We start from the raw sequence: 14,443 nt of genomic DNA on the forward strand, positions 1-14,443 counted from the left end.
GGTACTCTCTCAAAGCTAGCGACTTTTTCTCCCCATAATTTTCCTCGCGACTCTTTTCTCCCTCGCGACTAGAGACTAGAGACTAGCGACTCGCGACTCTCTTGCAGCTTAAAGCTTACAGCTAAACCAAACCTACCAAAACCAAAAAAGAAAAGCTCCGCGAAAAAACGGAGCTTTTTTCCTCTATCTACACATAGAGGTGAGGGTTAGCCAAATCGGGCAGTTTAGGCTGCCATGACCATAGCCGGATCGCTATACGGACTCATTCCGGAGGCGCCCAGGGCACGCACACGAAACCAGTAGTATTTTCCCGGTTGCAGGTTGTCGATTTGGTGATTGGAGCGCGAAGTGTAGGCGGTGTGAATCCAGTCGGCCGTTTGGTTGATCGGATCTTGCGAGCTGACCTCCACGACGTATTGATTGCTTCCGCGAACTACTGCCCAGGTGAGGTTTACCCTTCCCTCCATGTCGCTTCTCATTGCTTTCAACGCGGCAGGACGACTCAATGAGGTAAGTGGTACCGGCGTTTTACTCAATTCGAATCCCGAACTCAATATGTCTGAGTCGTTTTCTGATGTGAGCTGTACGTAGCTCCCCAATTTACGCAGAATGTATCTTACCTCTTTTTCCTGCTCCTTGCGGCGCGCTATCGCACTGCGGTCGCCCATATTCGAAGCCGTAATTCTGATCTCCAGTTCCGTACTGGCGGCTGCTAAATCTGCCAGTGCGGGTACTGGGTTGCTAAACACGGGATTGCCCGTCAACTTTGTTTCTACATCGATTGCTTTTGCAAGCAAATCACTTGGCTTAAGTCTGTCTAAGCCTATTTTTAATCGTTTCATAATAAATAATTAATATAATTAAATGTTTCTGTCCTCTTAATCGATTCTTTCCTCTTTTGCTGCTGCCGAAAATTTGCCTTCATCGCCACCGCGTGTATACCCACAGTTGCCAATCCAGCCTTTTTATCTAGAATTTCTTCGGTTGTATAAGGCCTGACTAACAGACCCTAAACAGCGTAAAAGACTATCACAATTTTCAAGAACGTTTGAGCGCCTTGCTCGACATTATATACCCTATTCCACCAGTCGAAGTTTCGATTTTTGATTTACACGGCAATGTGTATAAGTTTTTTAAGAGATTATAATAGTCTGATAGTTAGATATATAAATAAATGATAGATTTTATGCCTACCAAACATCCATAAAGGAATTGTTTGGATTTTAATTTAAAATAGAAAAAGTTTAAAACCGCTTTCCACAGTAAATACTGGAACTTTTAGCGATTCCGGCATTCCGGTTTCAAAATTGTTAATAACTAAAATCAGCCATCAGATTTAACATTTGATCTAAGTCATTGCTTGTTAAGCATGTAAAGCTCATAAAACAGGTTTCAATGCTTTTATTAGAGAAATTTAGGGGTAGCGACGTGCAAAAACGCAACCTTTCCTGAACCGGCTGATTGGTATGGGGTACAGCGCATCTGTACCTGCTTTCCGAACCAGGACTCCGATTTCTAAAAAGCGAACCTTGGTGCCCATTTGAATTAAAATCCGGTCGGAAGTTCCAAAAATCCACTTTTGAAAACAGAAAAGGCAATTACTTGCTTCGCTGCATTTCGACTGCGCTCAATGACCACGTGAAATCGCTACGCTAAGTTACCCAAACCAAAAAGGGACTTCCCCAAAGCAAAAACCCAATATCAAAAAGCAAAACGACATGACCCCAAACCAAAAAGCTAAGCGCCTTAATCAAAATGTCAACGCATCAAAGCAAAAAGCCAATACCCAAAAACAAATCGACAACACACAAAAACAAATCGACAACACACAAAACCAAAAAACCAAGTGACAAAACCAAAATGACAACCAGCATTTTGCAAGCGTGGAATGGACGAGTGCAAAAGCCAATCAGCCTAAACCAAAATCCTATTGGCATAACCTTAAAAACCAAGCGGAGCAGTGTCTCGGAAAGCAGGCGGAATGATTATCTGCCGGGGGTAGCAATATGAACGGTCTGGAAAAGCAGCATATTAGGCTTACGTCACCCATCCCGGTAACTCGAATGATGGGGCAGTACGAGTGAGATTTTTATTAAAGGCACCACCGGCAAACCCGCGGGTTAGCTATTCCTTATGTTTTGAGCGGCCGGTGATCGAACTGATTGGAAAGGTTCTACTTTAGTGAAAGATTGATGAGACGGCGGTAAAGCTGGAGTTGTATTTAAAAGAAGAGGTTTGTTCCAGATTCAGAAAATTAGGTATCGTTACTATTGTTGGAAAATGTCAATGTACGTCATGAAGCATTGAGCTGTCCAAAAACAAAAAACCAAGAACTAAAAACTAAAACCCTATTTTCGCTCAATGGATTTTTGGGAATGACTCCTTAACCTTATTTATTTCCCCCTATGCCTCTGGTCTAAGACAAAGACGCCTCGCACCATGTGTAAAAACACGAATCTATGAAAGTAGCTATCTCTCAATCAAACTACATACCCTGGAAGGGATATTTTGACATGATTGGGAAAAGTGATGTCTTCGTACTCTATGACGACATGCAATACACCAAAAGAGATTGGCGAAACAGAAATAAAATAAAAACACCAAATGGATTGATTTGGCTTACGATTCCTGTTAATGTGAAAGGGAATTATTATCAAAAAATTAGTGAGACTCGAATTTCTGAACCAGGTTGGGCAAAGAAGCATTTAAGATCGATTGAATTAAATTATAAAAAGGCTGCTTGTTTCGATTCTGTTTTTCCAATTATCGAGAGTTGGTACAATGAAGTAGAAAACTTTGAATTTTTAAGTGAAGTCAGCCATTTTTTTCTTGAAAATGTGTGTAATCAGTTCGGTATTCAAACTCAATTGGTAAATTCGTCAAAATATGATATCAAGGGCTCTAAAACCGATGCATTGATTTCGGTATTGGAACAGATTGGAAATGTGGATACTTATATTTCCGGACCTGCGGCCAAAGATTATATGGAAATGGACGAATTTGCAAAACGCAATATTGAAGTGGAATGGATGAATTACGGAGCTTATCCCGCGTATCGGCAGCTCCATAATGGATTTGAGCATAGGGTTAGTATTATCGATTTAGTGCTCAATTCTGGATTTAATAGAGACCTTATTCTACAAAAATGAGAGACGAGCTAAAATTAACTTCAGATTACTATACCAAAAAGATTCTTGAGCATGGAGCCAATCCAAAAGGAGTTGATTGGAATGGAGAGGAATCTCAATTTGTGCGGTTTGCTCAATTGGCAAAAGTCTTTTCTTCTTTTGAAGGAACTTGTGCGGATATTGGTTGCGGGTATGGAGCGTTTTTAGATTATCTGTCTGTTATAGGAGGTAAAGATTTAGCCTATACGGGTTATGATCTTTCTCAACCCATGATAGAAGCCGCAAAAGAAAAACATAAAAATCAAGAAGGTCTTTTTAAGTTAATCAACACAATTTCAGAGATAGAAAAAGTTGATTATGCTGTTGCCAGCGGAATTTACAATGTGCGGCAATCTATAAGTGATGGGCAATGGAAGGAATATATTTGGGAGAGCTTGAATGAAATAAATGGCATTGTGAAGAAAGGGTTTGCATTCAATATTTTGACTGCCTATTCAGACGCTGATAAAAGGAGAGACTATCTTTATTATGCTGAACCGGAAGAGGTGTTTGCGTTCTGTAAAAAGGAATTTTCGAGAAATGTTTCACTACTTCACGACTACAACTTATATGAATTCACTATAATTGTGCGAAAATGAGTAAAAAGCTAATCCTTTTCGGTACGGGTGATATCGCACAGATTGCCAAAGATTATTTTGAGTGTGATACAGAGTATAAGGTTGTTGCATTTTGTCTTGACAAAGATTTTATACAAGATGAAACCTATGAAGAAAGGCCATTGGTAGCTTTTGAAAACATAGAAGAAGTATATCCGCCTGATGCACATGACATGTTTATAGCATTGAGTTATACTGAGATGAACCGACTGAGACAACGAAAATTTGATGAGGCATTGGCCAAAGGTTATAATCTCCCATCTTACATTAGCCCCAAAGCCACTTATTTAAGTAAATATGCCTGTGGCAAGAATTGTTTTATATTTGAAGATAATACCATTCAGCCGTACGTGAAAATTGGGGATAATGTCACTCTTTGGAGTGGAAATCATATCGGACATCATTCCGAAATTTATAGTCATAATTTTATAAGTTCACACGTTGTTATATCAGGACATTGTGAAATTGGTTCGTACTGCTTTTTAGGTGTGAACAGTACTTTGGCACATAATGTGAAAATTGCTGAAGGGAGTTTGATCGGAGCGGGTGCAATAATCACAAAAGATACTGATCTTGACGGTGTCTATGTTGCTCCAAGAACAATAAAATTAGATAAACCAAGTACAGCATTCAAACTGTGATAGACAAACCTCTCATTAGTGTTGTGTCGCCTGTTTATAGGGCCGAAGGAATTGTTGCCGAGCTGGTTTCAAGAACGAAAAAAGCACTTTCTGAGATTACAGAGGAATATGAAATACTTCTGGTCAATGACGGAAGTCCAGATAATTCATGGGAGGAAATTAGAGCTGAAGCTAATTTAGATCAAAGAGTAAAAGGAATCAACTTAAGCAGGAATTTCGGTCAGCATCAGGCTTTATTGTGTGCCTTGCAGTTATCAAAAGGCGATTACGTAGTTGCAATGGACTGCGATCTTCAAGACAATCCGGAATTTATCCCTGAGCTTTTCTTAGAAATCCAAAAAGGATTTGATCTGGTTTATACTTCTAAAAAGCGCATTGGACATTCGCGTAATAAGAATGTATTCGCTTTTCTGTTTAATAAAGTCTTCAATTATCTAATTGATTCTCCACAGCAGGCATCCAGTTCTGATGTAGGAACATATAGTATTCTCAGCAGAAAGGTGGTAGATGCATTTTGCCAAGTGAACGATTACGAGCGTCATTACCTTATGACCTTAAGATGGCTCGGATTCGATAGTAGTACAATAACTATAAGTCACAACAAGCGCAAAACCGGAAGAAGCTCTTATACTTTCGGTAAATTACTCTTACACGCTATTAATGGAATTACTTATCAGAGTGACAAGTTGCTTAGACTCAATATAACGGTGGGCTTTATTATTGCGACTGTAGCCTTTCTGGCTGGACTCATTATAATTATACTTTATTTTACACAAGGATTTTTGAGTGGCTGGACCAGTATGATTGTAACATTGTTTTTTATGCTGGGTGTTTTACTCATAAGTGTAGGGATACTAGGCATTTATATAGGAAAGATTTTTGATCAAGTCAAAGATCGGCCAAAGTTCATTATTAAAGAGATAACGAATCAATGAGATCATACGGTTTTAATATAGAAAGTGGTTCTCAACAGGGACTCCTTTTTGAAGATATAGAAAGAAAGGGATATTCGTTGCTAAAGTCTTTAATTACTTCTGATGCTGCCGCTGATTTTTGCAATTTATTAGAATCCGTTTATGAGAAACAGTGTGAGGAATTTGGACTTAAAGAGCTGGAGTTAATAAATGAATTAAATATTGTTAGATGTCCTTTGGGCTATAAAAATGATTTTCTGAAGTTGGCTTTAAATGAGACAATCCTGAATATTGTTGAAAGCGTAATAGGTAAAGAGTTTCAATTGCACTTACAAAATGCAGTTATAAACAGAGCAAATAGTCAGCATCATCAATCTGCATGGCATAGAGATTTACCTTATCAAAATTGGGTTTGTTCTAAGGTTCTTTCTATAAATGCTTTCTTTTGTTTGACCCCTTTCAATATTGAAACGGGTGGGACCCAATTTATTGAAAGTTCTCATCTTTCCGAAAATATTCCGAGTAAAGAGTTTATGGATAAACATGCCAAAACGCTAATTGCTGAACCGGGGGATGTAATTATATTTAATTCAATGCTGTTGCATCGGGCTGGTCAAAACGTCTCGAATATGGACAGATTTGGAATAAATCATGTTTATACAGTTCCGATTATTTCTCAGCAAATTGATCTACCAAGATTTTTAACCAAGGAGAATATTGAGGACGCTGTTAGTAGAAAGATATTGGGGTATAAATATGAATCCTCGGTATCTGTGAATGATTATAGGCTCAAAAGAATGAATAAAAAATAATGACTTCGGTTTCCTATGGTCGTATTTTTGACCCAGCCAATGATCTTCCCACAGGTTATACACATGCCTCAAATCCTGTTGGAATAGTGGTTCCCGGGAGTGAAAGTTTAATAAGAATATTTTTTTCTTCCCGTGATACATCCGGTAAATCGCATGTCTTTTCTGCAGACTATAAATTTGAGAATAGGAAGTTTGGACTTTTGAGCACGTCAATAAAACCAATCTTATCACCTGGAGAACCCGGACTTTTTGATTGTGATGGCATTTCGGTCGGATCTGTTGTAATGGATGAAGAAGTTTTACGGCTGTATTATGTTGGCTGGCAATTACAAAAATCAGTACCTTGGATCAATACGATAGGTTTAGCACTTTCAGATGATTTTGGCAAGTCATTTACAAAATCGGGTCGTGTACCTGTTATGGATCGGTCTGAGGAAGATCCATTCTCCATGTCTTATCCATGGGTAGAAAAAGTCAATGATAGGTATGAGATGTGGTACGGTTCAAATCTTGTTTGGGGTAAATCTAAACAAGATATGCTACATGTGATTAAACGTGCAAATAGCGTAGACGGGAAACAATGGGTAAGAAATAGCGCAGATTTATTTCAGTTGACAAAAGATATGACAGCCATGTCACGACCATCCGCTTTGAGAACTTCAGATAAAACCATTCTTTTATTAAGCATTAAAGATGGAAATAATAATTATGGTATTTGGCAAGCACAAACTATCAATGAAATTGATTGGGATTTAAAGAAAATGGAGATCGAATCTACAGGTTTATGGGATGAAAAATCTCAATCTTACGGCTCGTTTTTTATTTTTGAAAATACTGTATTTATCCTATACAACGGAAATGAGTTTGGTAAAACTGGCTTTGGAGTTGCGGAATTAGAATTATCTGACCGTAAATTCACAGTATAGAATCATAGATTTATCTGAATTCCTAAATGCCGTTTGAAGTAAATGAAACGGATATAACACAATTGGATTCAAAACCATTTTATAATACTTTGGAAACTCAGTCTTTAAATAGACTTGACGATTACTTGATTGTATCGTTTTGGACTCCATTGTAAAATTTGCTTTTTGCGATTCGTTTTTGGTGATAATTTTATTGCTTAACTGCAAAAGTAAATTCGATAAGGGATAGGTAAGCCCTGCCAGTTGAGCCACCTCTAAATTATTTTTTTTCGCAATTTCGTGAAAACAGTTTCTGGTATATCTTTTAAAGTGACCAGCAATTTCATCTTCAATACCCCAGTATTTCATTTGAGCAGGAACTAATGTGATTATTCTACCATTTGGTTTTAACAAAGAGATTGCTTTGGCAAAATAATCATCCACTTTATTGTTGGGTAAATGTTCTATTACCATTGAAGAAAAAATAATATCAAATTTAGAATGGATCTCAATTTCAAAGTAATCTTGATTTACTACACTATATTTGTTAGAATCAACATATTTTTGGTTGTGTTTATTGTTGCGATCGCATGACGAAGTATTTAGATCAATACCTATTCCTTCAAGTCCTAATTCTAATAGAATATTTGAAAATATTCCGGTACCTGCACCTATATCAAGAAAAGAAAGAGGTTTATTTTTAAGGCCATTTATTCTTTTTCTTAAATATGTTTGTTGTAAAATTGTACCTGGTGCGATTTCGAAGGAATTCATCGATGTGTATGATTTAAATGGATTGCCAAATTAAAAAGATTCGGCACAATATGAATACAAATAAAGTCTTGGATTTTGAGTAAAGCGCATATAGGATTTAATAAGCCTTATTTGACAGGAAACGAACAAGTTTATATTCAAGAAGCAATTAGTGGACTGCATCTTTCCGGCAATGGCCAGTTTACCAAAAAATGCCAGACCTTCTTTGAGAATCGATATGGTTTTAAGAAATGCTTTTTGACCACCAGCTGTACTGATGCGCTTGAAATGGCGGCCATACTTGCAGAGATTGTGCCGGGCGATGAAGTAATTATGCCAAGTTTTACTTTTGTGAGTACCGCAAATGCTTTTGTATTGAGGGGAGCAAAAATTGTGTTTTGTGATAGCCGATCAGATCATCCCGGAATGGATGAAAGTTTAATTGAATCACTTGTTACTCCACGTACAAAGGCTATCGTGCCCGTGCATTATGCGGGCGTGGCTTGCGACATGGATGTAATTATGGCTGTTGCAAATAAATATAATTTACTGGTTATTGAAGATGCCGCACAAGCAATTGACAGTTTTTACACAGGAGAAGATGGAGTAAAGCGACCACTTGGCAGCATTGGACACATGGCGGCTTTTAGTTTTCATGAAACAAAGAATATTATTTCAGGGGAGGGTGGAATGCTTGTGGTAAATGATGAACGTTTTATTGAGCGGGCTGAAATCATCTGGGAAAAGGGAACGAACAGGGCAGCTTTCTTTCGGGGAGATATTGATAAGTATGGCTGGATTGATGTGGGCTCATCGTTTTTGCCTTCTGAGATTATTGCAGCTTTTCTTTGGGCGCAGCTTGTGGCACTGGATAAGATTCAAGCCAGACGGAAAGTTATTTGGAATACCTATTATGACGGTTTGGCAGAACTACAAGATTTAGGGATTCGCCTACCTAAGATACCGGATTTTGCGACCAATAATGCGCATATGTTTTATTTGATTATGCCAAGCTTAGAGGAGCGTTCATTATTGATTTATAAAATGCGTCAAACTGATATTCATTTGGTGTTTCACTACCAAAGCTTACACAATTCTCCTTTTTATTTGTCTCAAGGAAAGGAGATTTCACTGCGGAAATCCGAAGAATATAGTGATTCATTAGTGAGATTACCGTTTTATTATGAACTGGATATAATTCGTGTTTTAGAAGGGATCTTGAATTAAAATGAAGTTGAACAAATTATACGATACGTTCAATCAATTGGCTATCCGCAAAATGTGGATGCTTTTTCTGGTTATACTGCTTGTGAAGGTGATTTATTCGTTTTTTCTTTTTTCACTTATATCTTGTGATGCACCTAGTTTTATTTTGCAAACACTGGCGGTGGTAAGTGGTGATACTAGAAGTTATATTGAACCAATAAATAATTTCTTTCAAACTGGCTCGTATTTTTATTTAAACGATTGGGGAGATATAGTGTATGCCGGTAGAATGCCTGCTTACGGTTTGATTTATTATTTTCTGAATCTCATTTCTTTTGGAAATGGCTTTCTAGTAATTGTTCTGGTTCAGTTAGCTCTGGAAGCATTTGCTATCAGTTACTTTACAAAGTTTTTAGCAGCAAAGAAGCTTTTTAGAGCTCTGCCAATATTGTTTCTTGTGCTGATGTTGATTAGTGCAAATCAAACCTTCTGGTCCTTAAAGATTCAGCCGGAGAGTTTTGCGACAAGTTTTGTTCTAATTTCAGTTGTACTTTTTGCTAGAAAACAGGTTTTCAATTATCCCGTTTTAATCGGTTTACTTTTGGCAGTACTTGTCATGTTTAAGCCTTATTTCGGGATTCTTCTTATTCCCTTCACACTTTTAATTTTCCGAGAAAGAGGAATGATACTAAAAAACAAGATGCTTCTCTCATTTAAACTGTGGCTACCGTTAATTCTTATAATTGGCAGTTGGACATTCCGTAATTTTGAGGTTATGGGAAAAGTAATTCCACTAACAGAACCATACTCGGGATATGCCTATACAAAAAGCGAACTTGAAATGCGAACTTTGAGTACGGGTTTGGGTCTTGTTTATGAGCCTTGGGATAAGAAATCCTTTGGGAATTATATGCGTTATTCTAATTCTCAATATGCTTTACCTAATTTTCTGAAAAAGTCGGATAATCATGCTCAATTAGTACGTTTACAATCCGAGTATCAATATTTTATGGATTCTATTAATGTTTTGGGGTTCGAAGATGATAAACTAACAATAGAAATAGGAAATCTTTCAGAGAAATTTGATGAGGAATTTAAATTTCGAAGCAGTATTGGAAAATCTTTTTTATTAGCTGATAAGTTCCTTTTTCACAGTGGTTCCTGGTTTTATCCTGTCTCTTTTTCAGATAGAAGCTGTGGATCAATAATTACAGCTTTTGATAAGGTTCTTCAGTCCTTCTTATATTATTTCGGACTCTTTAGTTTGTTACCGATGTTTTTTATTTTGTGGAGAAATGATAAAAAGAGATTAGCCGTTTTCTCCTTTTTGATGCCTGTCTATATTATTGTATTATTTTGCGTGGTGCTTAGTTTTATTGAATTGAGATTTTTCAGTACTGTTTATCCAATTCAGATATTTGCATTCAGTCTTTTGATTTCTTTTATTATGAGTAAAAAACGAAGTTTAAGTTTGTTGACTAAAAAGAATAGGTAATGTCATTTTTAGATATTCTCTTAATAATCCTGTACTTGCCGCTTTGCCTTTTTATTGGGAAGCAGATAAAGAATAAGCATCGGAATAATCCATTGTATCAAAAATGGTTTATGAAGGGGTTGTGGGCGAAACTGCTTGGTGGGCTTGCCTTTGCGCTTGTATATACCTTCTATTATGAATACGGAGGCGATACTCGGTCTTATTTTCGGGATAGTGGGAAACTGGTTGAGGCATTATTTATAAGTCCAGCTATATATTGGGACGTAATGCAACATAGTTTTGAGAATATTAGTGCCGAAGCGCTGGATGTATTAAGGCGAATGTTATTTCACGATCCCCGGGAATATTATGTAGTGAATTTTGTTTCTATTTTTAATTTCCTTGGCTTTGGTAGTTATTTCTCAATGACGTTATTAGTAGCACTTTTTACTTACTGGGGAGTTTGGCATTTCTTTTTGTTGTTGGTAGAAAAATTTCCAAAGATTGAAAAGCAAATGGCATTTGCCGTGTTGTTTATTCCTTCAGTGTTTTTTTGGGGTTCGGGAATTAGCAAAGATTCCTTAATCTTATGTGCAGTGGGATTAATATTATATCATGTAAATCAGATTGCATCGGGAAAGTTTTGGCAGTTTGGGTCATTACTCATCATTGGGGGCGCATCTTATTTTATGTTTGTGGTTAAAGCTTATGTTTTGATCTCTTTATTGCCTGCAATTATTTTGTGGAGAACGCTGCACTTAAGGGATAAAATTAAAAACAGTTATATACGCGCTGCGATTCTGCCCTTGGTAGGGGCAGTTTCTATTTTTGCAATGGTTTACACTCTTAATTTTATGGCACAGTATAATAAAACGTATTCTATGGACAGTTTTGTAGATACCGCCCAGAGTATGCAAGGGTGGCATTATGTTGAAGGAGAAAACTCTGGAGATAATCACGGTCGCGGATCAAGTTATACGCTAGGGGCGTACGACGAAAATTCCTGGCAAGGTATGCTAAAGATATTTCCGGCTGCAGTAAACGTTACCTTTTTCAGACCATATATTTGGGAAGTAAAGAATGCAGGTATGTTAGCGCAAGCTTTTGAAAGTCTCGTTTTTCTCTTATTTACACTCTTTGCGGTATTAAAAACCGGGCCTATAAAGGTTTACCGTTATATAAGTAATGATTCTTTCTTGTTGATGTGTGTAGTATTTGCGATTTTCTTTGGATTCGCAGTAGGATTTTCCTCTTATAATTTTGGTGCCTTATCGAGATATAAGATTCCAGCTGTGCCGTTTTTTATTGCTGCTTTATTTATTATCCGACACAAAGCTCGTGAAGCGAAAATGGTTGGATATGTCAAGGCTCGTCAAAAAAGAGAATTTCGGGAAGGAAGCCAAGCTGTACCTGGTTTTGCGAGATGAGTAGTGCGTATTTAGTATGGAGTAGTGAGTATAGAGTAGTTAGTATAGAGTAGTGAGTTGTAAGATGTGAAAAGAGTTTTAATTGTTTGTCCGTATCCTGAAGGGAAAGCTCCAAGTCAGCGCTTTCGATTTGAGCAGTATTTGCCGTATTTGCGAGCGAATGGGTTGGAGGTTTCTGTTGCATCTTTTTGGACGAATGAACAATGGCCTGCGATTTATGGGGGGATGAGTGTTGTGTATAGGGTATTGAGTACTGTGATGGCATTTGTGAAGCGATTCTTTTTACTTTTTTCACTACATAAATACCAAACAGTTTTTATTCATCGCGAGGCTGCCCCTCTTGGTCCACCATGGTGGGAGTGGTGCGCGGCAAAGATCTTCCGAAAAAGATTGATTTACGATTTTGACGATGCTGTGTGGCTACCAAATAGCTCACAGGCAAATGCAAAGCTCGTCGGTAATCTCAAGAACCATGGGAAGACCGGAAAGATAATCTCTTGGTCGGAAACAGTTTTTGCAGGCAATTCCTTTTTGGCATCATACGCAAAGCAGTTTTGTGACAACGTAAAAATTGTACCAACTACTATAGACTGCAATCTCCATGACCCGAATTTATTAGCGAAACCTAAGCCGAATAATAAAACGGAATCTAACTCAATACTCAATACTCAAGACTCACTACCAACTATCGGCTGGACTGGGACGCATAGTACATTAAAGCAATTAACGCCACTGTTTCCACTTTTGGAGAAGGTTTATGCCCAACTACCATTTCGGTTTTTGTTAATTGCGGATATTGCGCCGGAAATAATGCCTGAATTTGTTGAATTCCGAAAATGGAATAAGCAAACCGAGATCACCGATTTACTTGAAATTGATATAGGTATTATGCCGCTGTACAATACAGATTGGGAGAGAGGTAAATGTGGATTTAAGGCTTTGCAGTATATGGCATTGGAGATACCTGCGGTGGTTAGTGGAGTGGGGGTCAATTCAGAAATCGTAATTGAAATGGAAACCGGGCTTATTGCAGAGCCAGTTACAAGTAGAGGTGGTGAAGATTATCTTATTTGGGAAAGTTCTTTATTGGAATTATTGAAGAATGAAGAATTGAGATTGAGATTGGGGAAAAAAGGCCGCAAAAGAGTTAAAGATTATTATTCTGTTGAAGCCTTTAAACAGGTTTATCTCGAAACTCTGGCAACTAAAAGCTAAGCATCAATTGCTTGGTTATCGAGAATCCTTTCATAAATCCTCCTGTAGGCCTCAATTCCCTTTTCAAGCGAAAAATAATCTTCAGCTCCATGGCGGATATTTTCGGGATTCAAATGAATGATTTCATCCCAATTATCAGATATTTTTTGAAAATCTACAGAATTAAAGTCAGTATTTACGTATCCTGAATTATATTTCCGAACGATAGTTCCTGTGTCACCCACATTGTCATTACAAATCACAGGAATACCCATAGCCATCAATTCTCCCTGCTTAGTGGGGCTAGAGGCTTTTTTGCTGTACGCAGGAAGAATAAAAAAAACAGATGCAGCCATCATACTCATAAGGGCAGGTACGTCTTTTCTTTCTGCAGCAATTTGAACGAGGAATGAACGTGGAATTCCGCGTTTATCTGCTTTTTCGCGAAGCTTGTCCAAGTTATCGTGAGAGAGGATAAGAAACCGAAGTTTTGGACGTGATTGCAGAAGGTGATGGTATAAAGCGAGCATTTCTTCCGCCATATACCAAGTACCGAGTGAACCAACGTAGCCGAGATATTCCCGATCTGTATCGATGCCGTAAACAGCACCGAGCCACTTTCGCTTATTGGTTGATATGCGTGTAAAGTCGAAATGGTTTAGATCCGTAGCACAAGGAATAATCGTTGTTTTCTTTAATACCGCCGCGGCACGGTCATAGTTGTAATAATTCTCATTACCTCCGAATATAGGATCATTATTAAACCAGTTTTCAATTTCTGATTTCCCCGCTTCGGTGAGGCTTACCACTGCATCTGCTTTTTCCAGAAATTTACGCTCCTTTTTTTTGAAGTAGCGGTAAATGGATTTATAAACGGGATTGCTGAGGTTCCATATTTTCCCGTCCACGCGTTCATCAGCCCAGAAACCACGCATATCAAATATAAAAGGGAGCTTATTATTTTCCTTTAGGCGCAAGCCTACCAAACTAGTGATATAAGAGCGGCAATGAACCAGCGCAAAGTTTTCTTTATTATGTAGCTCCTCCGACTTTTTGTGAAGTTTATCGATATCGTATAGGGTGGATAAAACCGGGGGGTTCTTTGTGTACTCAAGGGGGTGCCAATCAATATTTGCTGCAGCACATCTCTTTTCAATCCTTCGCTTGCCTTCTTTAAATCGTTCTGGTTTTTCAAATGAGATGAGAGAAAATTTATGCCCCTTCTTAGATAAACCTTCAATATAGGGTAAGATCTGACTTTGACCGAGGGGATCAGTTAATCCATCATAAGATAGGTAGAGAATATTGGCCATTGGCTACAAAGATGATATTT

Annotated in this window: 13 protein-coding genes; 10 read left to right on the top strand and 3 right to left on the bottom strand. The window is 37.8% G+C overall.

The features are described from left to right. Positions 1 to 224: 224 nt before the first annotated feature. Positions 225 to 842, bottom strand: coding sequence for a fibronectin type III domain-containing protein (locus tag G3O08_RS07805; protein WP_163284601.1), 618 nt, complete (start codon positions 840 to 842; stop codon positions 225 to 227). Positions 843 to 2,459: 1,617 nt separating this feature from the next. Here G3O08_RS07805 and G3O08_RS07810 point away from each other — a divergent pair. Genes G3O08_RS07810 through G3O08_RS07835 form a run of 6 tightly spaced genes read left to right on the top strand, consistent with a single transcriptional unit; the run spans position 2,460 to position 7,077 of the window. Next, a complete protein-coding gene (locus G3O08_RS07810; protein ID WP_163284603.1) occupies positions 2,460 to 3,149 on the top strand; it encodes a WbqC family protein in 690 nt (229 codons plus the stop codon). Then, positions 3,146 to 3,766, top strand: a complete 621-nt coding sequence (locus tag G3O08_RS07815; RefSeq protein WP_163284605.1) for a class I SAM-dependent methyltransferase — start codon at positions 3,146 to 3,148, stop codon at positions 3,764 to 3,766. The genes G3O08_RS07810 and G3O08_RS07815 overlap by 4 nt, the downstream gene beginning before the upstream one ends. Continuing rightward, positions 3,763 to 4,425 carry an acetyltransferase gene (locus G3O08_RS07820; RefSeq protein ID WP_163284607.1) on the top strand — a complete coding sequence of 221 codons (663 nt, stop codon included), beginning with the start codon at positions 3,763 to 3,765 and terminating at the stop codon, positions 4,423 to 4,425. Before G3O08_RS07815 ends, G3O08_RS07820 begins: the two co-directional genes overlap by 4 nt. Then, entirely contained in the window at positions 4,422 to 5,360 is a 939-nt protein-coding gene (locus G3O08_RS07825) for a glycosyltransferase family 2 protein (RefSeq protein ID WP_163284609.1), read from the top strand. Before G3O08_RS07820 ends, G3O08_RS07825 begins: the two co-directional genes overlap by 4 nt. Continuing rightward, positions 5,357 to 6,151: a phytanoyl-CoA dioxygenase family protein gene (locus G3O08_RS07830; protein WP_163284611.1), complete on the top strand. Its 795-nt coding sequence runs from the start codon at positions 5,357 to 5,359 to the stop codon at positions 6,149 to 6,151. The genes G3O08_RS07825 and G3O08_RS07830 overlap by 4 nt, the downstream gene beginning before the upstream one ends. Further along, the gene (locus tag G3O08_RS07835) at positions 6,151 to 7,077 is read left to right on the top strand and encodes a glycoside hydrolase family protein (RefSeq protein ID WP_163284613.1); all 927 of its coding nucleotides are present in this window, start codon (positions 6,151 to 6,153) and stop codon (positions 7,075 to 7,077) included. Before G3O08_RS07830 ends, G3O08_RS07835 begins: the two co-directional genes overlap by 1 nt. Here the strand turns inward: G3O08_RS07835 and G3O08_RS07840 are convergent. After that, positions 7,051 to 7,830 carry a class I SAM-dependent methyltransferase gene (locus G3O08_RS07840; RefSeq protein ID WP_163284615.1) on the bottom strand — a complete coding sequence of 260 codons (780 nt, stop codon included), beginning with the start codon at positions 7,828 to 7,830 and terminating at the stop codon, positions 7,051 to 7,053. The genes G3O08_RS07835 and G3O08_RS07840 overlap by 27 nt on opposite strands. 75 nt (positions 7,831 to 7,905) lie before the next feature. Between G3O08_RS07840 and rffA the strand changes: the two genes are divergently transcribed. From rffA to G3O08_RS21685, 4 genes are all read left to right on the top strand, one after another. Beyond that, complete coding sequence (gene rffA, locus G3O08_RS07845) at positions 7,906 to 9,036, top strand: dTDP-4-amino-4,6-dideoxygalactose transaminase (protein WP_204336813.1); 1,131 nt, start codon at positions 7,906 to 7,908, stop codon at positions 9,034 to 9,036. Between the two features lies 1 nt (position 9,037). Beyond that, positions 9,038 to 10,510 (top strand): glycosyltransferase family 39 protein, encoded by a 1,473-nt coding sequence (locus G3O08_RS07850; RefSeq protein WP_163284617.1) that lies wholly within the window; start codon positions 9,038 to 9,040, stop codon positions 10,508 to 10,510. Beyond that, on the top strand, positions 10,510 to 11,916 hold the full coding sequence (locus G3O08_RS07855) for a hypothetical protein (RefSeq protein ID WP_163284619.1): 1,407 nt from the start codon (positions 10,510 to 10,512) through the stop codon (positions 11,914 to 11,916). Before G3O08_RS07850 ends, G3O08_RS07855 begins: the two co-directional genes overlap by 1 nt. 66 nt (positions 11,917 to 11,982) lie before the next feature. Then, positions 11,983 to 13,131: a glycosyltransferase gene (locus G3O08_RS21685; protein WP_163284621.1), complete on the top strand. Its 1,149-nt coding sequence runs from the start codon at positions 11,983 to 11,985 to the stop codon at positions 13,129 to 13,131. Here G3O08_RS21685 and G3O08_RS07865 read toward each other — a convergent pair. Beyond that, positions 13,128 to 14,423 (bottom strand): glycosyltransferase family 4 protein, encoded by a 1,296-nt coding sequence (locus G3O08_RS07865; RefSeq protein ID WP_163284623.1) that lies wholly within the window; start codon positions 14,421 to 14,423, stop codon positions 13,128 to 13,130. The two genes, G3O08_RS21685 and G3O08_RS07865, sit on opposite strands and share 4 nt — an antisense overlap. Between the last annotated feature and the right edge of the window lie 20 nt (positions 14,424 to 14,443).

The organism is Cryomorpha ignava, from assembly GCF_010686655.1.
In the GTDB taxonomy this organism is placed as follows: Bacteria; Bacteroidota; Bacteroidia; order Flavobacteriales_D; family Cryomorphaceae; genus Cryomorpha; species Cryomorpha ignava.

Bases quoted from the DNA above. Each gene is read 5' to 3' on its own strand.
- G3O08_RS07815 (WP_163284605.1), top strand. From the start codon at position 3,146: ATGAGAGACGAGCTAAAATTAACTTCAGATTACTATACCAAAAAGATT.
- G3O08_RS07810 (WP_163284603.1), top strand. From the start codon at position 2,460: ATGAAAGTAGCTATCTCTCAATCAAACTACATACCCTGGAAGGGATAT.
- G3O08_RS07830 (WP_163284611.1), top strand. From the start codon at position 5,357: ATGAGATCATACGGTTTTAATATAGAAAGTGGTTCTCAACAGGGACTC.
- G3O08_RS07840 (WP_163284615.1), bottom strand. From the start codon at position 7,830: ATGAATTCCTTCGAAATCGCACCAGGTACAATTTTACAACAAACATAT.
- G3O08_RS07835 (WP_163284613.1), top strand. From the start codon at position 6,151: ATGACTTCGGTTTCCTATGGTCGTATTTTTGACCCAGCCAATGATCTT.
- G3O08_RS07820 (WP_163284607.1), top strand. From the start codon at position 3,763: ATGAGTAAAAAGCTAATCCTTTTCGGTACGGGTGATATCGCACAGATT.
- G3O08_RS07850 (WP_163284617.1), top strand. From the start codon at position 9,038: ATGAAGTTGAACAAATTATACGATACGTTCAATCAATTGGCTATCCGC.
- G3O08_RS07805 (WP_163284601.1), bottom strand. From the start codon at position 842: ATGAAACGATTAAAAATAGGCTTAGACAGACTTAAGCCAAGTGATTTG.
- G3O08_RS07855 (WP_163284619.1), top strand. From the start codon at position 10,510: ATGTCATTTTTAGATATTCTCTTAATAATCCTGTACTTGCCGCTTTGC.
- G3O08_RS07865 (WP_163284623.1), bottom strand. From the start codon at position 14,423: ATGGCCAATATTCTCTACCTATCTTATGATGGATTAACTGATCCCCTC.